Source organism: Curtobacterium sp. RIT-PI-V, from assembly GCF_025642935.1.
Lineage (GTDB): Bacteria > Actinomycetota > Actinomycetes > Actinomycetales > Microbacteriaceae > Curtobacterium.
In genome coordinates this window covers 73,182-96,318 of sequence record NZ_JANZKM010000014.1, presented here as the reverse complement: position 1 = coordinate 96,318, position 23,137 = coordinate 73,182, and the positions used below count along the sequence as shown (strand labels likewise).

Below are 23,137 nucleotides of genomic sequence, written 5' to 3'. Positions count from 1 at the left end.
CGGACACGTCGTGCACGGTCTCGCCGAGCCCCTCGACCACACCGCTGACGAGCCCGCGCTGCTGCGTCTGGGCGGACGGAGTGGACGCTGCGTCGGCAGCCGAGGCCGGACGGGCCCCGAACGCCAGGGACAGCAGCACGAGGGCAGCGAGGGTCCCGACGCCCACCAGGGCGATCCGGAGCACCGCGAGCAAGGGTGCGCGCGACGTCGTGTCCATGCGCTCACCTCCTGATCTCGGCTGCGCACGTAGAGTGGTTGACCGGCAATGTACGCCGGTCCGTTCCGGAACGCACCCCGTTCTGGAAGAAATTCTCAGGAAAGGCCGTCCGTGGTCTCGATCTTCGCCGCCCCGACCCGCAACCTCGACATCGTCACGCTGCACGAGATCCTCCGCCTGCGACAGGACGTCTTCGTCGTCGAGCAGGGGGCCGCGTACGGCGACATCGACGGGCGTGACCTCGAGCCCGGCACGGTGCAGTTCTGGGCGGGCCAGGGCTCGGTGGACGCCACGCTCCGGCTCCTGCGCGAACCCGACGGCACCGAACGCATCGGCCGGGTCGCCACGGCGGCGCACGCCCGCGGACAGGGCCTGTCGGGGCAGCTGATCGAGGCCGCGATCGCCGAGTCCCGCTCCGCGGCCATCGCCCTCGGCGCGCAGTCGCACCTCGAGCAGTGGTACGCCCGCTTCGGGTTCGTGCGGTCCGGCGACGAGTACCTCGAGGACCGGATCCCGCACGTCCCGATGACCCGGCAGCGCTGAGCGAACCGGCGCGTCAGGCGCGCCAGCGGCGGAGTTCGTCGAACGAGCGGCCCTGCGTGGACCGGTCGGCGACGAGCCGCTCGAACACGATGTTCGTCTGGGTCGTCGCCACCGACGGGTCACCGCTGAGCTCGTCGGCGACGAAGTCCCGAAGCTGCTCGGTCGACTCGCACGCGATGTGCACGAGGAAGTCCTTGTCACCGGCCAGGAACGAGACGTCCTGCACGACGGGCACGCGGAGCAGTCGCTTCGCGAAGTCGCGGAGTTCGTGGCGGGCCGCGGCGTGGACCCGGACGGAGACCATCGCCTCGATCGAGAAGCCGAGGCGCGCGATGTCGACCTCGGCCCGGTAGCCGCGGATCACCCCGGCGTCCTCGAGGGCCCGGACCCGGGTCAGGCACGTCGACGGCGCGATGCCCACGGCGGCCGCGAGGCGGTTGTTCGGGATCCGGGCGTCGCCGGCCAGGGTCCAGAGGATGCGCTCGTCGACCTCGTCGAGGCGCGGGGCGGGGTCGGGACGGCGAGCTGGTCGGTCGGACACGGCTCGACGCTACCGCGACGGTGCGAGCAGGGCGCGGAGCGCGTCGTCGAGCGCCCCGGCCACGACGTCGTCGTCGGCCGACGCGAGCGGCTCCACCGCGGTGGACCGCCGGAGCATCGTCATCCCGAGCACCACCGACAACGCGATCTCGGCCCGGACGAGCAGTTCCTCGGTGGCCTCGCCGCCGACGGCCGTGGCGAGCCGTTCCGCGTACCGGCGGAGGGTCTCGCGGCGGATGGCGTCGGCACCGTCGTCCCCGGAGGACCGGAGCAGCAGCATGAGCTGGAGGGAGTCGTCGTCGGTCGGCGTACGGACCACGTGTGAGACCAGACCGGACAGCGCGCGCTCGAGGCCACGCTCGACGGGCTGCTCGGCCCCGAGGTCCTGCACCACCCGGTCGAGGCAGGAACGGAACAGCCCCTCCTTCGACCCGAAGTAGCGGTTGATCAGTGCGACGTTGACCCCGGCGTCGGCGGCGATGTCCCGCACCGTCGTCGCCTTGTACCCGTCGAACGCGAACCGGTGCCGTGCCGCCCGCACGAGCAGCAGTCGGGTGGCGGCGGCGTCCTTGCTCATGGTCGAAGCGTAGCGGCCCGGCCCGGGATGTAAGCAAGTGTTGACATCGCGTGAGAACTGCGTACCCTCGTCAAGTCAGCAATTGTTTACATCACCCGAGACACGGAGCACGATGACCGACACCATGCAGAGCCCTCGCACGGGCTCGCACCCCACCACCGCCGGGCACCGGCCGAACAGCACGGCGATCATCGTCTACCTGTCCCTCGGCGGTCTGTCGTTCGCGGTCCTGCAGTCGCTCGTCGCCCCGGCGCTGTCGACCATCGGACAGGACCTCGGCGCTTCGACGAGCGCGACGAGCTGGGTGCTCACCGCCTACCTGCTCTCCGCGTCGGTGCTCACACCGATCCTCGGCCGCCTCGGCGACATGATCGGCAAGCGCAAGGTCCTGATCGTCGTGCTGTCGATCCTGCTCGTCGGCGCCGTGCTCGCCGCCCTGGCACCGAACCTCGGCGTCCTCATCGTCGGCCGTGCGCTGCAGGGCGCCGCCGGTGCGGTGATGCCGCTGTCGATCGGCATCGTCCGCGACGAGCTGCCGAAGGAGAAGGTCAGCGTCACGATCGGCCTGCTCTCCGCGATCTTCGGCATCGGCGCCGGCGTCGGCATCGTCGCCGCCGGACCGATCGTCGAGCACCTGTCGTGGCACTGGCTGTTCTGGCTGCCCGCCGTGCTCGTCGTCATCGCCCTGCTCGGCGCGATCTTCGGCATGCCGGAGTCGCCGGTCCGCAAGCCCGGCCGCCTCGACATGGTCGGCACGTTCGTCCTCGCCGTCTCGCTCGTGTCGATCCTGCTGGCCGTCAGCGAGGGCGAGACCTGGGGCTGGGGTGACGGCAAGACCATCGGCCTGCTGGTCCTCGGCGCCGTGGCACTGGTCGCGTTCGTCCTGGTCGAGCTCCGCGTCGCCGAACCGCTCATCGACGTCCGCCTGTTCGCCGTCCGCGGCGTCTGGACGGCCCACGTCGTCGCGCTCGTCTTCGGCTTCGCGATGTTCGGCACCTTCGTGCTCGTGCCGACCCTGCTGCAGCTGCCGAGCGCACTCGGCTACGGCTTCGGCAAGGACGTGACCCAGGCCGGTCTCTTCCTGCTGCCGACCGTCCTGATGATGATCGTCGCCGGGCCGATCGCCGGCATCCTCGTCCGCAAGGTCGGTCCGAAGCCGCCCATGCTGCTCGGCGGGATCGCCATCGTCGCCGCGTTCCTGCTGCCCGCGATCGCGCACGGCGAGCTCTGGCAGGTCGTCGTGTCCGGCATCCTGACCGGCATCGGCATCGGCCTGGCCCTCGCAGCGTGCTCGAACGCCATCATCGAGAGCGTCCCAGCGAACCAGACGGGCGAGGCCATCAGCGCCAACACCGTCGTCCGCACGATCGGCTCGAGCGTCGGCACCGCGGTCATCGCGGCGCTCATCACCTCGCACAGCACCCCGCAGGGCCTGCCGACGGACGACGCCTTCACGATCGGGTTCTGGGCGTGCACCGGCGTCGCGGTCCTCGCCGTGCTCGCCGCCCTCGCGGCCCCGTCGATGCGCGCGCGCCGCGCAGCGGCGGCGGCCCGTGGCATCGACGACCTCGAGGAGATCGCCGACTAGGGCCCTCGGCCCGGCCACCCCGGGAGGCCCGTCCTGCGTCGTCGACGCGGGGCGGGCCTCCCGGCAGTCGCGCCCACCGCCGCCGGCGGCTCCGCAAGCTGGGAAGCGACCGAGCACGCCGCCGCCAGCGTGACGATCATCGGACCGGACGCGTCACAGGAGGTGGACGCGATCACCGCACCCCGGACAGGAGACCCATGAGCACCACGGACCACGACGACACCACGACCAGCAGCAAGCCGTCCTTCCGCGACACCGTCACCGCCGGCCTGGTGCAGAAGGCACTGGAGCCCGTGCTGCGCGCCGTCCGTGACGAGGTGGCGTCGGCTCGGCGGGAGATCAGCGAGCGGGCGAACGGCGCGAAGACCGGCCTGGTGCTCACCGGCGCCGCGGTGGCCTTCGCGCTGACCACACTCGTGCTGCTGGCGGGCCTCGTGGTGGCGCTCCTGGCTCTCGCGCTGCCGATCTGGGCCGCGACGGGGATCACGTTCGTCGTGTTCGCCGTCGTCACCGCGATCCTGTTCGTGGTCGGGCTCCGCGGCATCCGACGGGGCGTGCCGCCGGTGCCGAAGGACACCCTCCGCGCAGCGAAGGACCGTGTCACGCACACGGGCGACTCGTCGGCGACGACCGACTGAGCCCCGACGGCGCTCCAGCGCTACATCGCGAGGGTCATGCCGACGACGGCGACCGTCATCGCGAAGACCTCGCCACTGCGCACTGCCCGACGGTCCTCCTGCGCCCACTCGTGCCGCAGCAGCCACCCGCTGAACGCGCAGTAGCCGATCACGCCGGCACCGAGCACCGCGGACAAGGCCATGCCGTGCCCGCCGTGCCCCTCGGCGACGCCGGTCGCGTGGCCCATCAGGAGCATGCCGGCCATCACGACCGCCGACAGCGCGCGGTGCACGTCCATCGGCTCGGCGCGGCGGCCGTCGGCACGGCGACGACGCATCACCGGCAGCGGTGCGAGCAACAGCAGGAGCGTCGCGGCGAACAGCGTCCACACCGCGCCCGCGTGCACCACGGGCATGAGCATCGCGACGAGCATCACCGCGGCCGGCAGGATCACGCCGGGCCGCGGTCGGTAGCGGTCACCGACGATGCAGCACACCGACGCGAACTGCGGCACGACGAGCATGGCGTCGGCGACGGTCTCGTGCACGGCGGGTCCTCAGCTGCGCCCGGCGCGGTGCAGGGCGGGTCAGTCCTCGGCGCGGGCAGCGGCCTTGGCGGCGCGCTCCTGCTTCACACGGGCGTTCTCGGCGTGCACGGCGGCCTGGGTCTCGCGCTCGCGGACGAGCCACTCGGGCTTCTGCTCGAGCAGCGTCTTGATCTCCGCCGTGGTGAGCGCGTCGTCGATCCCCGCACGGGTCAGGCCCGAGATGGAGACGCCGAGCTTCTGCGCCACGACGGGTCGCGGGTGCGGGCCGTCGCGTCGGAGGTCCTCGAGCCACGTCGGGGGTTCGGTCCGGAGCTCGTCGAAGGCGGTCCGTGTGACGGGAGCGCCCTGGAAGGACTCCGGAGCGGCCGCCAGCAAGATGCCGAGCTTCTTCGCAGCCGTTTCGGGCTTCATGGTCTGTTCCTGCGCCATGCCCCCTAGAGTACGGCCCCTATGCTCGTCTGCATGACCGCGGCACTCACCATCGCATTCGTGCCCGGGGTCTCCCCGGCCAAGTGGGCCCGTGTCTGGCGGGATCGACACCCCTCGATCGAGCTGCGGCTGCGGCCGATCGGGTCCGACGACGTCGACGACACGCTCGACGGCGAGGTCGACATGGTCTTCGCACGCATGCCCGTCTCCGACCGCCACAACGCCATCCCGCTCTGGACCGAGACGGCCGTGGTCGCGATGCCGAAGGACTCCCCCCTCGCCGACCTGGCCGAGGTGGACCTCACCGACGCCGAGGTGCACGTCGTCGACGCCGGTCCGGTGCCGGCCGACATCGCCGCCGCGCTCGACCTGGTCGAGGCGAACGTCGGCGTCGTCGTGCTCCCCCAGTCGCTCTTCCGCGCGGCGAGCCGCAAGGACCTCGTCGCGCGCCCGCTCTTCGGCGCCTCCGGCACCCAGATCGCGCTGGTCTGGCGTGACGAGGACGCCACCGAGACGACCGAGGAGTTCATCGGCGTGGTGCGTGGACGCACCGCCAACAGTTCGCGGACCCAGCCGACGGGCACCGATCGCGACGTCGAAGCGGCCCTGCGCGCGGGAGCCGGCGGCTCCACGGCCGGCGGCGGGTCCGGCAAGGGCGCTGCGGGCAAGGGCGGGTCGGGCAAGGGCGGATCCGGCTCCGGCGCCGGCGGCAAGGCGAAGGCCAAGTCTCCCGGCAGCGGCAAGTCCGGCAGCGGCAAGAAGTCCAACACCGGCAAGGGCCCCACCCCCGGCCGCGGGAAGATGCGCGGCAAGCCGAGCCGGGGTTCCAAGGGCAACCGATGACGGACACGCGCCTGCGGGAGATGCCGGCCACGCGCCTCCCGGCCTGGCTCGACCGGACCATGGCCGAGTACGTGGCGTCGCGGATGCAGGCGGGCGAGACCCGCGAACAGGCCGAGGCGAACAAGCAGAAGTCGCTCGACCAGTGGTTCCCGGACGGGTCCCCGGCCGACGGGCACCTGGTGTGGGACGTCCTCGACCAGGACGACACCGCGGTCGGCTACCTCTGGATCGGGCCGTTCGCTCCGGGCGGGACCGACTGGTGGGTGTTCGACGTCGAGATCGACGAACCGCACCGTCGTCGCGGGCACGCCCGACGTGCACTCGAGCTCGGCCAGCGGGCGGCAGCGGAGCACGGCGCGACGAGCATCGGGCTCAACGTGTTCGGCTACAACACCGGCGCGCAGGACCTGTACGCCTCGCTCGGGTACGAGGTCACCGCGACGCAGATGCAGAAGCCGCTGGTCTGAAGGTTCTGCCGCTTCGTCGCGGCAGGTGCGTCGTCACGGCAGCTGCGTCGTCACGGCAGGACGGCAGCTGCTGCGCGGGTGACCCGGTCCCCGCGCGCTGCCTCGGCCGCGGCCCGTGCACGGGCGACGACGACGGCGTCGGCGCGCTCCGCGGAGCCGGCGTCGAACGGCGGTTGCGGGTCGTACTCGATCTGCAGCTGGATCGCCTCGGCCGCTGCCCGCCCCGCGAGCTCGGCCGCCAGCCACAGCGCCATGTCGATGCCGGCACTGACGCCGGCCGCCGTGACGACCGCGCCGTCGTCGACGATCCGGTCGTCGACCGGCTGCGCACCGAACGCCTCGAGCATCGGCTTCGACGCCCAGTGGGTGGTCGCCCGCTTGCCGGCCAGGAGTCCCGCGGCACCGAGGACGAACGCACCCGTGCAGACCGAGGTCACCCAGGTGGCACGTTCGGCCTCGCGCCGCACGAACCCGATGAGCTCGGGGTCGAGCATCGCATCGAAGGCACCGTCACCGCCGGGGACCACGAGGACGTCCGCCGGACCCGCGTCGGCGATCGTCGTCGTCGGGACCAGCGCGAACCCGCAGTCGGTCGGCACCGGGTCGAGCGTCGCCGCCACGTACTCGACGCGTGCGCCGGGCACACGGGAGAGCACCTGCGCCGGGCCGGTGAAGTCCAGCTGCGTCAGGTCCGGGAAGAGCAGGAAGGCGATCCGGATCTCGGTGGGGTCGTGGTCCGGCGTCGTCGCCGAGTCCCCGGCCGGGTCCGGCGTGGGGGCGGGCACGTCGACGGGCACCTCGACGACGTCGGCGTCGACCGGGTGGACGGGACGCACGCGCGGGTTCGGCTGGTCGGTGCTCATGCCGCGACCCTAGCCCGGTGCGGTCGCCGGCGGCGGGGTCGGCGTCCTGGTCAGTTCCAGACGCCCGAGGTCCCGCGCCGGTGGCTGCCGAGCAGGTGCGTGTCGACGATGCCGAGCGCCTCCATCAGGGCGTGCATCGTGGTCGGACCGACGAACGCGAAGCCGCGCTTCCGCAGTGCCTTCGACAGTGCGACGGACTCGTCGGAGGTCGTCGGGACCTGGGCGTACGTCTCCGGCTCGGGCGTCGCCTCCGGACGGAACGACCAGACGAAGTCGGACAGCCCGCCGTCCTGCCGCAGGGCGACCGTCGCGTTCGCGTTGGTGATGGTCGCGAGGATCTTCGCCCGGTTCCGGACGATGCCGGCGTCGGCCATCAGCCGAGCGACGTCGTCCTCGCCGAAGCCCGCGACGGTGTCGGGGTCGAAGTCCGCGAACGCCGCACGGAACGCCGGACGCTTCGCCAGGATCGTGCGCCAGGACAGGCCGGACTGGAACGCCTCGAGTGACAGCCGTTCGAACACCCCGCGCTCGTCCCGCACGGGCATGCCCCACTCGGTGTCGTAGTAGTCGCGGAGCAGCTCGTCCGTCGATGCCCACACCGGCCGGGCGAGTCCGTCGTCGCCGGTCACCAGGTCGGAGTGGGGCGCGGGCTCGGTGGCTGCGGGCTCGGTGGCTGCGGGCTCGGTGGCTGCGGGCTCGGTGGCTGCGGGCTCGGTGCTCATCGCACCATCCTGGCGTGCGCCGCCGACACCGTCGTTGCCAGCCGTGTGGTCACTCGGCCGGCGGGCCGTCCTGGGCGGCCTGCGGGTCCATCCACACGTACTCCCACCGGTGGCCGTCCGGGTCGGTGAAGCTCCGCTGGAACATGAAGCCGAGGTCCATCGGCGCGCGGTCCTCGCTCCCGCCGGCCGCGACGGCGGCGTCGACGATGCGGTGCACCTCGTCCTTCGACCCGGCGGTGAGCGAGTTGATCACCTCGACGGTGCCGGCGTCGGCGATCGTCTTGTCGGTGAAGTCGGCGAACTTCGCGTGGGTGAGCGCCATGACGGAGATCGTGTCGCTGATCACGATGCACGCAGCGGTGTCGTCGCTGAACACCGGGTTGATCGAGTAGCCGAGGGCCTCGTAGAACGCCTTCGAACGGTCGAGGTCGGTGACGGGCAGGTTGATGAAGACCATCGTGTCCACGGGGAGGTTCCTTTCGTCACGCTCAACCTGGCGCGCCCGAGGACGAAGCGCAACCGTTTCATCCGCGAAGCAACCGGTACGCAATATACTGGTTCGATGCAGACGGCGTACGTCGACGAGTCCGAGCCCGGCGGCGGACTCGATCACACGGTCTACGTGCTCGCTGCCGTCATCGTGGCGGATGCCGGAGCCGACGATGCGAGAGCCGCCGTGCGTCGGAGCACACCCCCGCGCATGCGGAAGCTGCACTGGTACGAAGGCCTGCCCGCGCAACGCATCTCGTGGCTCGATCTCCTGCGGCACGCGGTCGAGGTGGTGGTCGTCCGCTACGACGGCGCGGTCGCACGAGCGGAACGGCGTCGCCGGCGGTGCCTGGAACGTCTGGTGTGGGAACTCGAGCAGCGCGGTGTCGAAACACTCGTGCTGGAGTCTCGCGGTCCGGCGAGGGATCGTGACGACCGCTCCATGTTCACGACACTCCGCGACCGAGGCGTCGGGCTCCGACTGCGCTGGGCACACGCGCGACCGTCGGACGAGCCGCTGCTCGCGCTCGCCGACATCGCCTGCGGGGCGCACGGTGACGGCGCGGGACGGATCCCGCCGCCGGTGATCGTGGCCTGATCACGGCGCGGAACCCCCGCGGCACGGGTCCGGACAGCGCAAATCCCCGGGCCCGCGCTGGCTGCAGGACATCCGGGGATCACTTCCGACCGAGAGCACCCGGTCGACATATCAATACTAGGACCAGCGCCGAACTGCCGTCAACAGGCACGGGGACGGACGGGAGTCGCGGTGCCAGCCGGCACCGCGCCTCCCGTCCGTCGATCAATTCAGCTGGTCACGCGAGGTCGCGGCCTTCGCCGGCCGCCTTCTGGTGCTCCTCGGCCTCGGCCTGGCCGATGATGTCCTCCGCCGGCACCGGGTTCAGCCGGTCCCAGAGGAAGAAGAGCAACCCGCCGACGAGCATCGACAGCCCGACCCACAGGTTGATGTGGATGCCACCGGTCTTCTCGGGGTCGGTGTTCCAGTGCACGATGCCGACGATGGTCACGATGACGCCGTACAGGACGAACAGGCCACCGAGGATGCGACGCAGGTCGAGTCGGCGGGTGGAGCGGACGAGGGCGGCCTTCTGCTCCTCGGTCATGGCGGTGTTGGTGTCGCTCATGGGAGATCTCCTTCGCGGGTCTTCGCGGGCCTAGAGGAACGGGAGGTACAGGACGACGCACAGGATCAGTGCGACGGTGCCGAGCAGGGCGGGCGAGCGGTACCAGGCGGTGTCGGTCGCCACCGAGTCGCTGTGCAGGTCGATCTTGCCGATGCCGTACACCAGCCCGCCGAGCTCCTTCTCGTCCTTGGGCGTGGTGAACATCGAGACGATGAACCCCACGACCAGGACGGTCACGAACGAGATGATGGCGCCGTACAGGGTCTCCGCGGTCGCGGTGGCGAACAGGTCCGGGTTCACGAGGTACGCGATCCACGTGATCGTCGGCGTGACGATGCCGAGGACGTAGCCCCAGAGCGCACCGGCGGTGGTCATCCGCTTCCAGAGCAGCCCGAGGATGAACACGGCGAACAGGGGCGCGTTGAAGAAGGAGAACAGCGTCTGCATGTAGGTCATGATGTTCGACGCCTGGGCCGCGATGAACGCGGTCGCGATGCCGACCAGGACACCGACGACGGTGACCCAGCGACCGGTCTTCAGGTAGTGGACGTCCGGCATGTTCGGCTTGATGTAGCGCTGCCAGATGTCGTACGTGAAGACGGTGTTGAACGACGAGACGTTGGCCGCCATGCCGGCCATGAACGACGCGAGCAGGCCGGTCACCGCGACGCCGAGCACACCGGTCGGCAGGTACATCTGGATGAGCTTCGGGATCGCGTCGTTGTAGGTGAGCGAGCCGTCGGCGAACTGGTTGCCGACGACCGCCGCGGCGATGAGACCGGGGATCACGACGATGGCCGGGATGAACAGCTTCGGGATCGCGGCGATGAGCGGGGTGCGACGAGCGGCGGACATGTTCTTCGCCGAGAACGCGCGCTGCACCTCGGTGAAGTTGGTGGTCCAGTAGCCGAAGCCGAGCACGAAGCCCAGGCCGAGGACGATCGCGAGCCAGTTGGCGCCGATCGGGTTGGTCACGTCGCCGAAGCCGGTGCCGGCCCAGGCCTGCAGGTGCTGCACGCCCTGGGTCTCGGTGATCGCCTTACTGAGGCCGTCCCAGCCGCCGACGCGGTGCAGACCGACGATCGTCAGCGGGATGAGCCCGGCGATGATCACGAAGAACTGCATGACCTCGTTGTAGATCGCGCTGGAGAGCCCACCGAGGGTGATGTAGACGAGCACGAAGCCGGCGGACACGACGATGGCCAGCCACTCCGGCCAGCCGAGCATCGCCTCGATGACGATGGCCATGGCGTAGAGGTTGATCCCCGCGATGAGCACGTTCGACACGGCGAATGCGATCGAGTTCACCAGGTGGGGGGCCTTGCCGAAGCGGCGGAGCATGAACTCCGGCACCGATCGGACCTTCGACCCGTAGTAGAAGGGCATCATCACGAGGCCGAGGAACACCATGGCCGGCACCGCGCCGACCAGGTAGTAGTGCAGGGTCGCCATGCCGATCTGGGCACCGTTGGCGGCCATCCCGAGGATCTCGGTGGCGCCGAGGTTCGCGGACACGAAGGCCAGGCCCGTGATCCACGCCGGCATCGAGCGCCCGGACAGGAAGAAGTCCATGCTCGTCCGGACCTGTTTGCGGGCGGTGAACCCGATCCCGATGACGACCGCGAAGTACACGATGATCATCAGGTAGTCGACCCAGCCCAAGTCGAGCCGGATCCCTTCGTTCGCTGCAGCGAGAACCATTCAACATCTCCACGTCAGTGTGTTGCAGTCGACAACTCCGCCGACCCGGACGGAGACGTTACACCGAATTGTGACCGTTCACATAGCCGGGGCATGTGTCTACCGACAGCGCCCCGCGGTCCGCAATCGCTAGGCTCGCCCCATGACCGACCAGGCGCGCATCCTCGTCCTCAACGGACCGAACCTCGACATCCTCGGTCGGCGCGACCCGGAGCAGTACGGCACCGTGACGCTCGCCGAGCTCGAGGCGATCGTGCACACCGAAGCGGCAGTGCACGAGCTGGACGCCGACTTCCGCCAGACGAACCGCGAGGGCGAGCTCGTCGAGTGGCTGCACGAGGCGCTCGACGACTTCGCCGCCGTGGTGATCAACCCCGCGGCATACGCCCACACCTCGGTCGCGCTGCACGACGCGGTCGAGGCGCTCTCCGTCCCGGTCGTCGAGGTGCACCTGTCGAACACGTGGAAGCGTGAGCCCTTCCGCCACGTCGACCACGTCGCCACCGCCGCGACCGCGGTCATCGCCGGCGCGGGTGCGGACGGGTACCGCTTGGCGGTCGCGCACGTCGCGTCCCTGATCGCCTGACGCCGCGGCACGGCACCGGCGGTTCTCGACCCGCCGAGGTTCCGAGATCTCGGAACCTCGGCGCCGCTGCCGTCCCGGAGTGGAACCTCGGCGTCACGCGGACGGCAAGTCGTGGAACCTGGCGGTCGAGCGCCCCGGCTCAGAAGTCGGCGGGGCGCCGCACGTCGGTCAGGCCCGCCGTGGCGAAGCCGCCGCGGATGATCGGGATCGCCCGGCGCACGGCCTGGTCGATGCGGAGCTCGAGGTCGACGTTGCCGATGTCGTAGCCGCCCTCGCGCTTCGTGAAGTCGCGCTCGTTGCCGAACACCCCGATCGGCAGCGTCGTGGACTGGAAGAAGCCGAACAGCGGCCGCATCTGGTGCTCGACGAGCAGGGCGTGGCGGTCACTGCCACCCGTGGCGGTCAGCAGGACCGGGGTGTCGACGAGGTCGTACTGCCCGATCCAGTCGAAGAACAGCTTGAACGCGCCGGAGTACGCCGCCCGGAACGCCGGGCTGCCGACGACGAGCACGTCCGCGGCCTCGACGGTCTCGAGTGCCGCCCGGGTGCGGTCGGACATCGCCTCGCGCGACGACGCGGCACCGAGATCGGCCAGCAGCGGGCCGATCTCGACGGTCTCGGTGCGGGCACCCTCGATCTCCTGCCCGAGCCGAGCCACCGTGGCGGCGACCAGGGTGGACGTCCGCGAAGGGTCCGATGGGCTACCGCTGACACCGACGACCAGTTCTCCACTCATGCGGTCGATGCTCACACGCCTGCCACCGAGGCGGCCGGCGTGTGACGACATGTGTCGGGTGCCAGAGCCCGCGGGTACCGTCCGCGGCATGCAGACGTTCTTGCCGTACGCCGACTTCCGGGCCTCTGCCGAGGTCCTCGACGACCGACGTCTCGGCAAGCAGCGCGTCGAGACCCTGCAGGTGATGCGGGCCCTCACGCTGCCGGGGTACGGCTGGCAGCACCACCCGGTCACCGCGATGTGGCGCGGGTACCGTCCGGCACTGATGGCGTACCAGGAAGCGACGTGCCGCGTCTGGCTCGAGCGCGGGCACGTGGACACGTGCCTGGAGAAGACGTTGCTGGACCTCGGGCGGGTGCCGGAGGACCTGGCGGCGTACGAGCGTGGCGAGGTGCCGATCCCGCCGTGGAACGACGACGAGGCCCTGCACGAGTCGCACCGCTCGAAGCTGGTGCAGAAGGCACCGGAGCACTACCGCGAGCTGTTCCCGGACGCACCCGACGACCTGGACTACGTCTGGCCGGGCACACCGGACAGCCCGGGCACACCGGACAGCACGGGCGCACCGGACGGCCCGAGCACACCGGACGGCCCGGTCACACCGGGCAGCGCGGCGGGCGTCACGCCACCGGGACCCACCGCGCACCGTCGCGGCGCGTGACGACGTCGGACCGGATCTCGACGACGTCGCGGAGGCCGTGCACGGTCGCGTCGCGCACGACCGCGGCCGTGGCGTCGTCCTCGGACTCGAACCGGACGACCGCGCACGGCACACCGCGCAGCAGGCGGACGTCCTGGGCCTCGACCACGGCGTGCTCGGCGACCAGCCGGGCCGCAGCGGGCAGGACGGCGTCGGGGGTGGTGCCGACGGCGAGCGCGCCGATCGCCAGGGTCACGCGGTACGAGGGCATGCCCCGACGGTAGCGGGAGCGGGAGACACCGGGAGCCCGCCGTGGGCTGCAGGGGAACTGACGTCGTTCAGGGGGGTCGACGTCGGCCCACGGCGGGTCGCGGTGTGCGGCGGGACGCGACGACAGGGGGAACGTCGCGCCCCGCTCCGGATGTCGATCAGGGGTATCGACATCCGGTCTGGGGCACCGTCCGGGTCACTGGAGGAGCCGGGCGGTGTCGGACCTCAAGGGTGTTCGGTGTCCTCTCGGTACCGGTCCGTCTCGATCGGTGCGGGCATCGATCGAGCGGCAGCGGGTCGGATCATGGGGAGCAGGGCACTCCCGACCGTCGCGAGGGCTCCGACGGCGGCGATCAGCCCGAGGGGGGCGGTGCCGAGGTCGTGCTGCGCGGCCAGGGCGAGCGCGACGAGGGTCGCCGGCGCGGGCAGGAGCTGCACCGCTCGGAAGCGGTCGTCCTGTCGTGTCCGGGTCATCGTCACGTTTGCCATGTGGACACTCTGGCGCAGATTCCGTGTCCGCATAAGGGGGGACACGACCCCACTCATGGAGTAGAACGTCTAGTACACCCCGGGGCGACCCCTCAGCCGAGTGCGCGGACCGTCGCCACGGCGTCCGCGACCGCGCCGACGACGACCGGCACGTCCTCGACGCCGAGGGAACCGTCGAAGGTGAGTCGCAGCGCGGTCCGAGCGACCTCGTCCGGGATCCCGAGCGCGGTGAGCACGTGCGACGCCTCGGTGCTGCCGGCGGCGCAGGCACTGCCGGACGAGGACACGACGTCGCGCTGCTCCAGCTCGAGCAGCACGGTCTCGCCGTTGACCCCGGGGAAGCAGAACGACGCGTGCCCGGGCAGTCGGTGCTCGCGCGACCCGGTCACGAACGCGCCGGGGACGGCGGCGAGCACCCCGTCGAGCACGGCGTCACGGACGGTCGTCGCGGCGGCAGCGGCGGAGGCAGCAGCGCCGCCGGCGGCCGCCAGCCCGAGCGCCGTCGCGACCGCCACCGCCCCGGCGACGTCCTCGGTGCCGGAGCGTCGGCCCCGCTCCTGTCCGCCGCCGTGCAACAGCGGTTCGACGGGCACCCCCGAGCGGACCGCGAGCACGCCGGTCCCCTTCGGTGCCCCGAGCTTGTGCCCGGAGAGCGACAGTGCGTCGACCCCCAGGACGTCGAGCCCGACCGGCAGCCACGGCGCGGACTGCACGGCGTCGGTGTGGAAGCGCGCGCCGACCGCGTGGGCCTCGGCAGCGAGCGCCGGGACGTCCTGCACGGTGCCGATCTCGTTGTCGGCGTGCGCGATCGACACGAGGGTCGTGTCCGGCCGGAGCGCCGCGCGCAGCACCGACGGGTCGACCAGACCGTCCGACGCGACGGGCAGCACCGTGACGTCGAAGCCGTGGAAGCGTGCCAGGTACGCGCAGCTCTCGAGCACGGCCTCGTGCTCGATCGCACTGGTGACGACGTGGCGTCCGCGTGGGGCGGCGAGCGCGATCCCCTTGATCGCGGTGTTCGCGCCCTCGGTCCCACCGGTGGTGAAGACGACCTCGGCCGGTCGGCAGCCGAGCACGCCGGCGACCGTGGCCCGCGCGGCCGCGAGCCCGCGCGCGGCCGCGTCCCCGACACCGTGCGTCGACGACGGGTTGCCGAACACCCCGGTCAGGTACGGCCACATCGCCTCGAGGACCTCGCGGCGGACGGGGGTCGTGGCCGCCCGGTCCAGGTAGAACACGGTCAGTCCCCGGCCGCCACCGCGATGTCGAGCCCGAGGTCGAGCGCCCGGGCCGAGTGCGTGAGCGCCCCGACCGAGATGACGTCGACCCCGGTCGCGGCGATGGCCGCGACGGTGTCGAGGGACACCCCGCCCGACGCCTCGACGAGCGCGCGACCCGCGACGATGCCGACACCCGTCGCGAGCTCGGCCGGCGTGAAGTTGTCGAGCATGATCGTGTCGACGCCCGCCGCGACGACGGGCTCGATCTGGTCGATGCGGTCCACCTCGACCTCGACGTGCACGGTGTGCCCGAGCCGCTGCCGTGCTGCGGTGATCGCATCACCGATGCCGATGCCACCGGCGAGCAGCACGGCCAGGTGGTTGTCCTTGGCGAGCACGGCGTCGGACAGCGACGTGCGGTGGTTGTGGCCGCCACCGCAGCGCACGGCGTACCGCTCGAGGGCGCGGAGGCCGGGCGTGGTCTTCCGGGTGTCGACGATGCGCGCCGAGGTGCCCGCTGCGGCCGCGACGTGGGCCGCGGTGGCGGTGGCGATGCCCGACATGCGTTGCACCAGGTTCAGCGCCACCCGCTCGGCGCGGAGCACCGAACGCGCCGACCCCGTCACGGTGGCGAGCGTGTCACCGGCGGTGAACGCGGCCCCCTCGTCGGCGTGCACGGTCGCCCGGATCGACGGGTCGACCGCGTGCATGACGGCCACGAAGACGGTCCCGCCGCTCAGCACCCCGGGTTCACGGGCCGCGAGCGTCGCCGTCGCGGTCGCGTCGGCCGGGATGAGCGTCTCGCTGGTGACGTCGCCCCAGGGCGCGTCCTCTTCCAGCGCGGTCTCGATGACGCGGCGCAGGGCGTGCGGCGGGATGGTGCCGGGGTCGATGGTCATGCGGGAACCTCCTGCGGGACGGCGATGTGTCGAGTGACCGTCTCGGCGACCCAGGCGTACGAGGCCGGAGCTGCTGGATCGGTGTCGGGGTGGTCGGTGCGGGCGTGGGCGCCGCGGGACTCGGTGCGGGTCTCGGCGGCGAGCGCGACCAGCCGTGCCAGGTCGAGCAGTGCGCGGTCCTCGTGCTCGCGCACGCCGCCGGTGGCGGACGCGGTGAGCGCGTCGAGGTCGCACCGGGCGCTCGCCAGTCCGGTCGCGTCACGCAGCAGCCCGACGCGGTCGGTCATGACGGCCTGGACCGCCTGGCGGACGTCGGTGGACCCGTCGCGGTGATCCGGGCCTCCTGGCCAGGTCTGACGGGAAACGCGGATCACGTCCGCCGTGCGGGGAACGCTGGTCACGCGCAGGTCTGCGTTCCCCCGCAGGCGGAGCAGGCCGGGCCTGGGTGCGGCGACCGCGTCCGCTGCGCGGACCGCGAAGACGAGTCCCTCGAGCAGGGAGTTCGAGGCCAGACGGTTCGCTCCGTGGACCCCGGTGCAGGCGGCCTCGCCGATGGCCAGCAGCCCCGGGAGGCTGGTGCGCCCCTCGGCGTCGGTGGCGATGCCGCCCATCGAGTAGTGGGCCGCCGGCGAGACCGGCACGCCCTGGCGGGTCCAGTCGAAACCGGCCGCGCGGGTGGCCCGGGTGAGTCCGGGGAAGCGTCCGGTCAGGAAGTCCGCGCCGAGCCCGGTGGCGTCGAGGAGCACGGGTGCGCCGCCCTGGTCGCGGACGGCGGCGGCGATGCCGCGGGCGACGACGTCGCGCGGAGCGAGCTCGGCGTCCGGGTGGACAGCCGTCATGAAACGGCGTCCGCGCGCGTCGCGGAGGACGGCTCCCTCGCCGCGGACGGCCTCGGAGACGAGCCCGCCGTCCGGTACTGCGAGGCGGGTCGGGTGGAACTGGACGAACTCCAGGTCGGCGACCACCGCTCCGGCACGCCACGCGGCGGCCACGCCGTCCCCCGTCGCCACGAGCGGGTTGGTGGTCTCGCGGTACAGGTGTCCCGCTCCCCCGGAGGCGATCACGACGGCGTCGGCGTCGATCCGTCTGGGTTCGCCGAGCAGGTCGAGGACGTCGACGCCGACGACGGCACCGTCGCGCACGACGAGGTCGGTGAGGCAGGTGCGCTCGAGGATCGTGACGTGCTGGCGGTGCAGCGCGTCGATGAGCGTGCGCTCGATCGCCGCGCCGGTGGCGTCGCCGTCGGCGTGCACCACGCGCCAGCGTCCGTGTGCGGCTTCGCGCCCGCGGGCCAGGTCGTCGCCGTACCGGTCGAGGGCCGACGGGTCGGTCGAGCGGTCGAACGGCACACCGAGGGCGAGCAGGTCGCGGACGCGGGCCGGTCCGTCGCTGCAGAGGACCTCGACGGCGCGCGCGTCCGCGCTGCCGGCCGCCGCGACGTGGGTGTCGGCCTGGTGCAGTGTCGGCGAGTCGTCGGCGCCGAGCGCCACCGCGACTCCGCCCTGGGCGTACGCGGTGGCACTGTCGGCGAGCGCACCCTTCGTCACCAGCGTGACGTCGTGGACGGCGCTGGCACGGATCGCTGCGGTCAGTCCGGCGATGCCGGAGCCGACGATGACGACGTGCACGGTGGCTCCGCCTCAGTCCCGCGGCTTCGCCGCGAGCATGCGCTCGAGCGCGACCTTGGCGTCGGCCTGGACCTCGGCGGGGACCACGATCTCGTTGAGGACCTCGCCGCGCACCAGGGCCTCGAGCACCCAGGCGAGGTAGCCCGGGTGGATCCGGTACATCGTCGAGCACGGGCAGACGACCGGGTCGAGGCAGAAGATCGTGTGCTGCGGGTACTCGGCGGCGAGCCGGTTCACCATGTTGATCTCGGTGCCGATCGCGAACGTGGTCGGTTCGGTGGCCGCGGCGACGGTCTTCCGGATCAGGTCGGTGCTGCCGGCGTGGTCGGCGGCGTCGACGACGGCCATCGGGCACTCCGGGTGGACGATGACCTGGACGCCGGGGTGCTCGCGTCGGGCCTGGTCGATCTGGTCGACGGTGAAGCGGCGGTGCACCGAGCAGAAGCCGTGCCAGAGGATGACCTTCGCCGCTTCGAGGTCGCTCTCCTCGTTGCCGCCCAGGGGCTTCCGGGGGTTCCACATCGGCATCAGGTCGGTGCTGATCCCCATGGCCTTGGCGGTGTTGCGACCGAGGTGCTGGTCGGGGAAGAACAGCACGCGCTGCCCGCGCTCGAACGCCCACTCGAGCACCGTCGCGGCGTTCGAACTGGTGCAGACGATGCCGCCGTTGCGCCCGCAGAACGCCTTGAGGTCGGCAGCGGAGTTCATGTAGGTGACGGGGATGACGGGCGCCCGGCCATCGGCGTCGGGCTCGGTGCCGTAGACGGCGGTGAGCTCGGCCCAGGCGGCCTCGACGCTGTCGATGTCGGCCATGTCCGCCATCGAGCAGCCCGCGGCCAGGTTCGGCAGGATGACGCGCTGGTCGTCGCGGGCCAGGATGTCGGCGGTCTCGGCCATGAAGTGCACACCGCAGAACACGATGGCCTCGGCGTCGGGCTTCGTCAGCGCGGCGTTGGCGAGCTGGAACGAGTCACCGAGGAAGTCCGCGTGCCGGACGACCTCGTCGCGCTGGTAGAAGTGCCCGAGGACGACGACCCGGTCGCCGAGCGTGGCCTTCGCCCGCTCGATGCGCGCGTGCAGCTCGTCGGTCGGCGCGGTCTTGTACTCCTCCGGCAGCACGCCCTGCCGCGGTGCGCTCGTCGGGATGACGTCGGTCATCGACGAGCCCGGGCCGTACCCGGGCCGGGAGTCGAAGTCCCACGTGGGCATGGCGAGGTCGGGCGTGCAGGTGCTGCCGCCGGCCTTGCCGTTCGAGATGAGGTCGATGGTCGTCGCGATGGACACGGTGGTTCCTATCGGTTCTGCGGTCGTGTGCCCTGCTGCAGCGGGCCGTTGTCCGCGTAGGCCAGGTCGGGGTTCGAGCGGTACAGCCGGGCCGGACGGTGCCGACCCCCGCTCGTGGTCTCGTCGGTCGGCAGGATCGCGTCGGTCTTCTCGACCTGCCGACGGAAGTTCGCGGGGTCGAGCGCGCGCCCGAGCACCGCCTCGTACACCCCGCGCAGCTCGGCGAGGGTGAACCGGTCCCCCAGGAAGGCCTGGGCGATGCGGGAGTACGACATCTTGGTGCGGAGCCGCCAGAGCGCGTACTCCACGATCCGGTCGTGGTCGAAGGCGAGCGGCGGGTGCTCGTCGGCGAGGAACCAGCGGACGTTCCAGTCGTCCGGCACGACGTTCGCCTCGTCCGGGTGCACGAGCGCCCAGTACACGATCGACACCACCCGGCTCGGTGAGCGGCCGACGTCGCCGAACGCGTAGAGCTGTTCGAGGTAGCGGGGCTGCACGTTCGTCGTCTCGCGCAGGCGGGCTGCGGCGGAGTCCTCGAGTCCCTCGTCGACGCCGACCCAGCCGCCGGGCAGTGCCCACGACCCCTCGAACGGTTCGGCCACCCGGCGCACCAGCGGCATCCACAGCGCCGGCGCCCCGGTGTCGGGGTGCGGGCGCAGCGCGACGATCACCGTCGAGACCGCGACGCGGATGCCTGCTTCGTCCATGGTGGACCTTAATGTCAGTGTGACTCGAAGTGTTCGGGTTGCGATGACACTATCACCGCTGCGCGGTGTGTTGCGCCCGTGCGGGACTCCGGGTCGTCACGAACCGGAAACAGATCGTCACGAGGCCGAAAACTCCGGGAGGCCCCGCGTGGATACGGTGAGCACCATGACGACGGTGACGAGGATGCATGCCGTGGTGTCGGGGACCGTCCAGGGGGTCGGCTTCCGGTACTGGACGGCGCGGAAGGCCGACGGGCTCGACCTCGTCGGGTACGCCAGGAACCTCTGGGACGGCACCGTCGAGGTCGAGGCCGAGGGACCGTCGGTCGCGGTCGAGACGTTGATGGAGTGCCTGCGGAGCGGGCCGCCGTCGGCCACCGTGACGGACGTCGCGCTCCGGCCGGTCGTACCGCACGGCGACGCCGACGGGTTCGCGATCCTGCACTGACCCGGTCGCACCGACCGTTCCCGTGCGGATGTCGGTGCGGAGCGGAATAATCGAATCCACTCAGGCGGTTGCCCTGTCTGCGCGTCCTGCGCCACCTCGTTCCACCAGTCGTGATCCACCAGGAGCTCCCGCATGACCCAGGCCGTCGATTCCGCCCCCCGCACGGGAAGCGTCTCGAAACCGACCGCTGCCGAGACCCGTCTCGTGATCGGGCTGCTGCTCGTGTCCGCGTTCGTCGTCATCCTCAACGAGACGATCATGGGCGTGGCGCTGCCGCGGCTGATGGACGACCTCGACATCAGTGCGGCGACCGGGCAGTGGCTGACCACGGGCTTCCTGCTCACCATGGCGGTCGTCATCCCGATCACCGGGTTCCTGCTGCAGCGGTTCAACACCCGCCCCGTCTTCGTCTGGGCGATGGGCTTGTTCTCGGCCGGCACCCTGATCGCCCTGCTCGCACCCGGGTTCACGCTGCTGCTCGTCGGCCGCATCGTCCAGGCGAGCGGCACCGCGATCATGATGCCGCTCCTGATGACGACGGTGCTCACCCTCGTCGACCCGGCCCACCGTGGCCGCATCATGGGCAACATCTCGATCGTCATCTCGGTCGCACCGGCCATCGGCCCGACGATCTCCGGGCTCATCCTCAACGCGTTCTCGTGGCGCTGGCTGTTCGGCTTCGTCCTGCCGATCGCGATCGCCGCGCTCATCCTCGGCATGGTCAAGGTCCGCAACGTCTCGACGCCCCGCAGGGCACCGCTCGACGTGTTCTCGGTGATCCTGTCCGCGTTCGCGTTCGGTGGGATCGTCTACGGCCTGTCCAGCATCGGCGAGGCCGGCACCACCGGCCTCTTCGTCCCGGTCACCGCGCTCGTCGTCGGTGCCGTCGCCCTGGCGGTGTTCATCCTCCGACAGACCCGCCTGCAGCGCACCGACAGCGCCCTGCTCGACCTGCGCACCTTCCAGACCCGCGGCTTCACCGTCCCGATCGTCGCGATGGCGCTGAGCTTCATGGCGATGTTCGGCACGCTCATCCTGCTGCCGATCTACCTGGAGCGCGTCCTCGGGCTCGAGGTCCTGAACGTCGGACTGCTGCTGCTCCCCGGCGGGCTGCTCATGGGGCTCCTCTCCCCCATCGTCGGACGCATCTACGACCGTCGCGGACCGCGCGTGCTGCTCATCCCCGGCTCGATCATCGTCAGCGCGGTGCTCTGGGCGCTCTCCACGGTCGGCGTGGACACCAGCGTGTGGTTCGTCCTCGGCGCGCACGTCGTCCTGAGCATCGGCCTGGCGCTCACCTTCACCCCGCTGTTCACGGCGGCACTCGGTGGCCTGCCCCCGAAGCTCTACTCGCACGGCAGCGCGGTGCTCGGCACGGCGCAGCAGCTCGCCGGAGCCGCCGGCACCGCCCTGTTCGTCACCCTGCTCACGATCGGCGCCGCCACGGCAGCGACCGGCGCGGGTGCGGACGCCGTGGCCGCAGCGACTGCCTCCGGCGTGAAGACCGCGTTCCTGGTCGGCGCGGTGATCTCGCTGTTCGGCATCCTGGCATCGGTCTTCGTCACCCGTCCGGCGGTGCCCGAGGGCGCGCCGACGCCCCCCGCCCGCGCACTGACCGCGGTGCCGCCCACGGGTCCACGTGGCATCGTGGGCGGCATGCGGTCGACGGCGAGCGAACTGAACTGGTCCGGCACGGTCACCTACACGGCCGAGCAGGTGCTCCGACCGGGCTCGATCGACGAAGCAGCCGAGGTCGTCGCGCGGTCCCCCCGGGTGCACGGGCTCGGCACCCGGCACTCGTTCAACGACGCCGCCGACGCCCCGGGGGTCCTGCTCGACCTGACCGCGATCCCCACCGACCTGGTCGTCGACCCCGACCAGCGGACGGCGACCCTCGGAGCCGGCACCCGCTACGGAGTCGTCGCTCCCGACATCGAGCGCGCCGGGTTCGCGCTGCACAACCTCGGCTCGCTCCCGCACATCTCCGTCGGCGGCGCGGTCGCCACCGGCACCCACGGCTCCGGCACCACCCTCGGCTCGCTGACCACCGCGGTCCGGTCCCTCGAACTGCTCGGCCCCGACGGTACGCTCCGGACCGTCGACCGCACCGACCCGGCGTTCCCCGGCACCGCCCTGCACCTCGGGCTGTTCGGCATCGTGACCCGGGTCACGCTCGACCTCGAACCCACCTACCGGATGCGACAGGACTCGTACGGGCCGTTCCCGTGGAGCACGTTCACCGACCACGTCGCCGCGGTCCACGCAGCCGGGTACTCGGTGTGCGCCTACACGGTGTTCGGCGACGAGATCAGCGAGGCGCTCGTGAAGTCCCGTGTGCCCGACGGCGCCGACGACGTCGCCGTGCCGGACGACCTGTTCGGCGCACCCCGACTGCCGGGTTCCCCCGGCGACGGCCACCACACGGCGCGCGACGGCTCGGTGGGGCCGTGGTGGGACCGGCTGCCGCACTTCCCCATCGAGTCCGTGCCGAGCCACGGGTCCGAGGTGCAGAGCGAGCACTTCGTCCCGCTCCGGCACGCGGCGGCGGCGCTCGAGGCCCTGCGCGGGTTGGCCGACCGCATCCAGCCGCACCTGCACGTGTGCGAGCTCCGGACGATGGCGGCCGACGACCTCTGGCTGAGCCCGACCCAGGGCGAGGACGTGCTCTGCATCGCGTTCACCTGGCAGAAGCACCCGGAGGCGGTCGCTGCACTGCTGCCCGACCTCGAGGCGCGGCTCGCACCGTTCGACGGGCGACCGCACTGGGGCAAGATGAGCTCGCTCGACGGCGACGCGATCGCGGAGCTGTACCCGCGGGTGGCGGACGTCCGTGCGCTGATCGCACGAGCCGACCCGGACCGGACGTTCGCATCCGCGTTCGGCGAGCGGGTGCTGCGGGCCTGACCCGGGCCTCCCGTCCGACGCCCCGTTGCCCCGTTGC

28 protein-coding genes are annotated in these 23,137 nt (G+C 71.6%); 10 read left to right on the top strand and 18 right to left on the bottom strand.

Features of this window, described 5'->3' with window-relative positions; all coding sequences use genetic code 11:
* Window positions 1-217, bottom strand: a 217-nt coding sequence (locus OGL88_RS10565; protein ID WP_263091325.1) for a hypothetical protein, incomplete at its 3' end; no start/stop codon positions are given.
* 111 nt (window positions 218-328) lie between these two features.
* Here OGL88_RS10565 and OGL88_RS10560 point away from each other — a divergent pair.
* A complete protein-coding gene (locus OGL88_RS10560) occupies window positions 329-760 on the top strand; it encodes a GNAT family N-acetyltransferase (RefSeq protein ID WP_263091324.1) in 432 nt (143 codons plus the stop codon).
* Between the two features lie 13 nt (window positions 761-773).
* Here OGL88_RS10560 and OGL88_RS18030 read toward each other — a convergent pair whose 3' ends face one another.
* Both OGL88_RS18030 and OGL88_RS10550 read right to left on the bottom strand, forming a co-directional pair.
* Window positions 774-1,301 carry an Lrp/AsnC family transcriptional regulator gene (locus OGL88_RS18030; RefSeq protein ID WP_123292064.1) on the bottom strand — a complete coding sequence of 176 codons (528 nt, stop codon included), beginning with the start codon at window positions 1,299-1,301 and terminating at the stop codon, window positions 774-776.
* Between the two features lie 9 nt (window positions 1,302-1,310).
* Window positions 1,311-1,877 (bottom strand): TetR/AcrR family transcriptional regulator, encoded by a 567-nt coding sequence (locus OGL88_RS10550; protein ID WP_205462818.1) that lies wholly within the window; start codon window positions 1,875-1,877, stop codon window positions 1,311-1,313.
* Between the two features lie 112 nt (window positions 1,878-1,989).
* On the opposite strand from OGL88_RS10550, the gene OGL88_RS10545 reads away from it, so the two are divergent.
* A complete protein-coding gene (locus tag OGL88_RS10545; protein ID WP_205462819.1) occupies window positions 1,990-3,465 on the top strand; it encodes an MFS transporter in 1,476 nt (491 codons plus the stop codon).
* Between the two features lie 197 nt (window positions 3,466-3,662).
* Window positions 3,663-4,103, top strand: coding sequence for a phage holin family protein (locus OGL88_RS10540; protein ID WP_263091323.1), 441 nt, complete (start codon window positions 3,663-3,665; stop codon window positions 4,101-4,103).
* Between the two features lie 20 nt (window positions 4,104-4,123).
* Here the strand turns inward: OGL88_RS10540 and OGL88_RS10535 are convergent, their stop codons facing one another.
* Both OGL88_RS10535 and OGL88_RS10530 read right to left on the bottom strand, forming a co-directional pair.
* Window positions 4,124-4,630, bottom strand: a complete 507-nt coding sequence (locus OGL88_RS10535) for a hypothetical protein (protein ID WP_263091322.1) — start codon at window positions 4,628-4,630, stop codon at window positions 4,124-4,126.
* Between the two features lie 39 nt (window positions 4,631-4,669).
* Window positions 4,670-5,059: a DUF5997 family protein gene (locus tag OGL88_RS10530; protein ID WP_111084320.1), complete on the bottom strand. Its 390-nt coding sequence runs from the start codon at window positions 5,057-5,059 to the stop codon at window positions 4,670-4,672.
* Between the two features lie 33 nt (window positions 5,060-5,092).
* Between OGL88_RS10530 and OGL88_RS10525 the strand changes: the two genes are divergently transcribed.
* A complete protein-coding gene (locus OGL88_RS10525; protein WP_263091321.1) occupies window positions 5,093-5,902 on the top strand; it encodes a LysR family transcriptional regulator substrate-binding protein in 810 nt (269 codons plus the stop codon).
* Complete coding sequence (locus OGL88_RS10520) at window positions 5,899-6,369, top strand: GNAT family N-acetyltransferase (protein ID WP_263091320.1); 471 nt, start codon at window positions 5,899-5,901, stop codon at window positions 6,367-6,369. Before OGL88_RS10525 ends, OGL88_RS10520 begins: the two co-directional genes overlap by 4 nt.
* A 50-nt stretch (window positions 6,370-6,419) precedes the next feature.
* On the opposite strand, the gene OGL88_RS10515 is transcribed toward OGL88_RS10520, so the two are convergent.
* The 3 genes from OGL88_RS10515 to OGL88_RS10505 are packed head-to-tail and all read right to left on the bottom strand — an operon-like array spanning window position 6,420 to window position 8,411.
* Complete coding sequence (locus OGL88_RS10515) at window positions 6,420-7,232, bottom strand: DJ-1/PfpI family protein (protein WP_263091319.1); 813 nt, start codon at window positions 7,230-7,232, stop codon at window positions 6,420-6,422.
* 50 nt (window positions 7,233-7,282) lie between these two features.
* A complete protein-coding gene (locus OGL88_RS10510; protein WP_263091318.1) occupies window positions 7,283-7,954 on the bottom strand; it encodes a DNA-3-methyladenine glycosylase I in 672 nt (223 codons plus the stop codon).
* Window positions 7,955-8,003: 49 nt separating this feature from the next.
* Entirely contained in the window at window positions 8,004-8,411 is a 408-nt protein-coding gene (locus OGL88_RS10505) for a VOC family protein (protein ID WP_276583130.1), read from the bottom strand.
* Between the two features lie 105 nt (window positions 8,412-8,516).
* Here OGL88_RS10505 and OGL88_RS10500 point away from each other — a divergent pair, with 105 nt between their 5' ends.
* Window positions 8,517-9,041, top strand: coding sequence for a DUF3800 domain-containing protein (locus OGL88_RS10500; protein ID WP_263091316.1), 525 nt, complete (start codon window positions 8,517-8,519; stop codon window positions 9,039-9,041).
* A 217-nt stretch (window positions 9,042-9,258) separates the two neighbouring features.
* On the opposite strand, the gene OGL88_RS10495 is transcribed toward OGL88_RS10500, so the two are convergent.
* Together OGL88_RS10495 and OGL88_RS10490 are read right to left on the bottom strand one after the other, a co-directional pair.
* Entirely contained in the window at window positions 9,259-9,588 is a 330-nt protein-coding gene (locus OGL88_RS10495) for a hypothetical protein (RefSeq protein WP_222658199.1), read from the bottom strand.
* A gap of 30 nt (window positions 9,589-9,618) precedes the next feature.
* Window positions 9,619-11,289: a sodium:solute symporter family protein gene (locus tag OGL88_RS10490; RefSeq protein ID WP_222658200.1), complete on the bottom strand. Its 1,671-nt coding sequence runs from the start codon at window positions 11,287-11,289 to the stop codon at window positions 9,619-9,621.
* 142 nt (window positions 11,290-11,431) lie between these two features.
* On the opposite strand from OGL88_RS10490, the gene aroQ reads away from it, so the two are divergent.
* Window positions 11,432-11,875 (top strand): type II 3-dehydroquinate dehydratase, encoded by a 444-nt coding sequence (gene aroQ / locus OGL88_RS10485; protein WP_123313893.1) that lies wholly within the window; start codon window positions 11,432-11,434, stop codon window positions 11,873-11,875.
* Window positions 11,876-12,014: 139 nt separating this feature from the next.
* Here the strand turns inward: aroQ and OGL88_RS10480 are convergent, their stop codons facing one another.
* A complete protein-coding gene (locus OGL88_RS10480; RefSeq protein ID WP_263091315.1) occupies window positions 12,015-12,611 on the bottom strand; it encodes an NAD(P)H-dependent oxidoreductase in 597 nt (198 codons plus the stop codon).
* Between the two features lie 88 nt (window positions 12,612-12,699).
* On the opposite strand from OGL88_RS10480, the gene OGL88_RS10475 reads away from it, so the two are divergent.
* On the top strand, window positions 12,700-13,272 hold the full coding sequence (locus tag OGL88_RS10475) for an MSMEG_6728 family protein (protein ID WP_263091314.1): 573 nt from the start codon (window positions 12,700-12,702) through the stop codon (window positions 13,270-13,272).
* Here OGL88_RS10475 and OGL88_RS10470 read toward each other — a convergent pair.
* The 7 genes from OGL88_RS10470 to OGL88_RS10440 form a co-directional block, all read right to left on the bottom strand.
* Window positions 13,232-13,522, bottom strand: a complete 291-nt coding sequence (locus tag OGL88_RS10470) for a hypothetical protein (protein WP_263091313.1) — start codon at window positions 13,520-13,522, stop codon at window positions 13,232-13,234. The two genes, OGL88_RS10475 and OGL88_RS10470, sit on opposite strands and share 41 nt — an antisense overlap.
* A gap of 224 nt (window positions 13,523-13,746) precedes the next feature.
* Entirely contained in the window at window positions 13,747-14,010 is a 264-nt protein-coding gene (locus OGL88_RS10465) for a hypothetical protein (protein WP_222658202.1), read from the bottom strand.
* A gap of 92 nt (window positions 14,011-14,102) precedes the next feature.
* On the bottom strand, window positions 14,103-15,248 hold the full coding sequence (locus OGL88_RS10460; protein WP_263091312.1) for a cysteine desulfurase family protein: 1,146 nt from the start codon (window positions 15,246-15,248) through the stop codon (window positions 14,103-14,105).
* Window positions 15,249-15,250: 2 nt separating this feature from the next.
* Complete coding sequence (gene nadC / locus OGL88_RS10455) at window positions 15,251-16,129, bottom strand: carboxylating nicotinate-nucleotide diphosphorylase (RefSeq protein ID WP_263091311.1); 879 nt, start codon at window positions 16,127-16,129, stop codon at window positions 15,251-15,253.
* On the bottom strand, window positions 16,126-17,757 hold the full coding sequence (gene nadB / locus OGL88_RS10450; protein ID WP_263091310.1) for an L-aspartate oxidase: 1,632 nt from the start codon (window positions 17,755-17,757) through the stop codon (window positions 16,126-16,128). The genes nadC and nadB overlap by 4 nt, the downstream gene beginning before the upstream one ends.
* 12 nt (window positions 17,758-17,769) lie before the next feature.
* Window positions 17,770-19,041, bottom strand: a complete 1,272-nt coding sequence (nadA, locus tag OGL88_RS10445; RefSeq protein ID WP_263091309.1) for a quinolinate synthase NadA — start codon at window positions 19,039-19,041, stop codon at window positions 17,770-17,772.
* An 8-nt stretch (window positions 19,042-19,049) separates the two neighbouring features.
* Window positions 19,050-19,748: an NUDIX hydrolase gene (locus OGL88_RS10440; RefSeq protein ID WP_111084339.1), complete on the bottom strand. Its 699-nt coding sequence runs from the start codon at window positions 19,746-19,748 to the stop codon at window positions 19,050-19,052.
* Window positions 19,749-19,914: 166 nt separating this feature from the next.
* Here OGL88_RS10440 and OGL88_RS10435 point away from each other — a divergent pair, with 166 nt between their 5' ends.
* Both OGL88_RS10435 and OGL88_RS18160 read left to right on the top strand, forming a co-directional pair.
* The gene (locus OGL88_RS10435; RefSeq protein ID WP_240347370.1) at window positions 19,915-20,196 is read left to right on the top strand and encodes an acylphosphatase; all 282 of its coding nucleotides are present in this window, start codon (window positions 19,915-19,917) and stop codon (window positions 20,194-20,196) included.
* Window positions 20,197-20,328: 132 nt separating this feature from the next.
* Complete coding sequence (locus OGL88_RS18160; RefSeq protein WP_263091308.1) at window positions 20,329-23,100, top strand: DHA2 family efflux MFS transporter permease subunit; 2,772 nt, start codon at window positions 20,329-20,331, stop codon at window positions 23,098-23,100.
* Window positions 23,101-23,137 lie beyond the last annotated feature (37 nt).

What these genes read in the sequence shown, in the direction of transcription:
- OGL88_RS10440 (WP_111084339.1), bottom strand. Translation starts at nt 19,748, where the DNA reads ATGGACGAAGCAGGCATCCGCGTCGCGGTCTCGACGGTGATCGTCGCG.
- OGL88_RS10475 (WP_263091314.1), top strand. Translation starts at nt 12,700, where the DNA reads ATGCAGACGTTCTTGCCGTACGCCGACTTCCGGGCCTCTGCCGAGGTC.
- OGL88_RS18160 (WP_263091308.1), top strand. Translation starts at nt 20,329, where the DNA reads ATGACCCAGGCCGTCGATTCCGCCCCCCGCACGGGAAGCGTCTCGAAA.
- OGL88_RS10545 (WP_205462819.1), top strand. Translation starts at nt 1,990, where the DNA reads ATGACCGACACCATGCAGAGCCCTCGCACGGGCTCGCACCCCACCACC.
- nadC (WP_263091311.1), bottom strand. Translation starts at nt 16,129, where the DNA reads ATGACCATCGACCCCGGCACCATCCCGCCGCACGCCCTGCGCCGCGTC.
- OGL88_RS10525 (WP_263091321.1), top strand. Translation starts at nt 5,093, where the DNA reads ATGACCGCGGCACTCACCATCGCATTCGTGCCCGGGGTCTCCCCGGCC.
- OGL88_RS10490 (WP_222658200.1), bottom strand. Translation starts at nt 11,289, where the DNA reads ATGGTTCTCGCTGCAGCGAACGAAGGGATCCGGCTCGACTTGGGCTGG.
- OGL88_RS10500 (WP_263091316.1), top strand. Translation starts at nt 8,517, where the DNA reads ATGCAGACGGCGTACGTCGACGAGTCCGAGCCCGGCGGCGGACTCGAT.
- OGL88_RS10530 (WP_111084320.1), bottom strand. Translation starts at nt 5,059, where the DNA reads ATGGCGCAGGAACAGACCATGAAGCCCGAAACGGCTGCGAAGAAGCTC.
- OGL88_RS10465 (WP_222658202.1), bottom strand. Translation starts at nt 14,010, where the DNA reads ATGGCAAACGTGACGATGACCCGGACACGACAGGACGACCGCTTCCGA.
- OGL88_RS10540 (WP_263091323.1), top strand. Translation starts at nt 3,663, where the DNA reads ATGAGCACCACGGACCACGACGACACCACGACCAGCAGCAAGCCGTCC.
- OGL88_RS10435 (WP_240347370.1), top strand. Translation starts at nt 19,915, where the DNA reads ATGACGACGGTGACGAGGATGCATGCCGTGGTGTCGGGGACCGTCCAG.
- OGL88_RS10550 (WP_205462818.1), bottom strand. Translation starts at nt 1,877, where the DNA reads ATGAGCAAGGACGCCGCCGCCACCCGACTGCTGCTCGTGCGGGCGGCA.
- OGL88_RS10510 (WP_263091318.1), bottom strand. Translation starts at nt 7,954, where the DNA reads ATGAGCACCGAGCCCGCAGCCACCGAGCCCGCAGCCACCGAGCCCGCA.
- OGL88_RS10505 (WP_276583130.1), bottom strand. Translation starts at nt 8,411, where the DNA reads ATGGTCTTCATCAACCTGCCCGTCACCGACCTCGACCGTTCGAAGGCG.
- OGL88_RS10480 (WP_263091315.1), bottom strand. Translation starts at nt 12,611, where the DNA reads ATGAGTGGAGAACTGGTCGTCGGTGTCAGCGGTAGCCCATCGGACCCT.
- OGL88_RS10495 (WP_222658199.1), bottom strand. Translation starts at nt 9,588, where the DNA reads ATGAGCGACACCAACACCGCCATGACCGAGGAGCAGAAGGCCGCCCTC.
- OGL88_RS10520 (WP_263091320.1), top strand. Translation starts at nt 5,899, where the DNA reads ATGACGGACACGCGCCTGCGGGAGATGCCGGCCACGCGCCTCCCGGCC.
- aroQ (WP_123313893.1), top strand. Translation starts at nt 11,432, where the DNA reads ATGACCGACCAGGCGCGCATCCTCGTCCTCAACGGACCGAACCTCGAC.
- OGL88_RS10470 (WP_263091313.1), bottom strand. Translation starts at nt 13,522, where the DNA reads ATGCCCTCGTACCGCGTGACCCTGGCGATCGGCGCGCTCGCCGTCGGC.
- OGL88_RS10515 (WP_263091319.1), bottom strand. Translation starts at nt 7,232, where the DNA reads ATGAGCACCGACCAGCCGAACCCGCGCGTGCGTCCCGTCCACCCGGTC.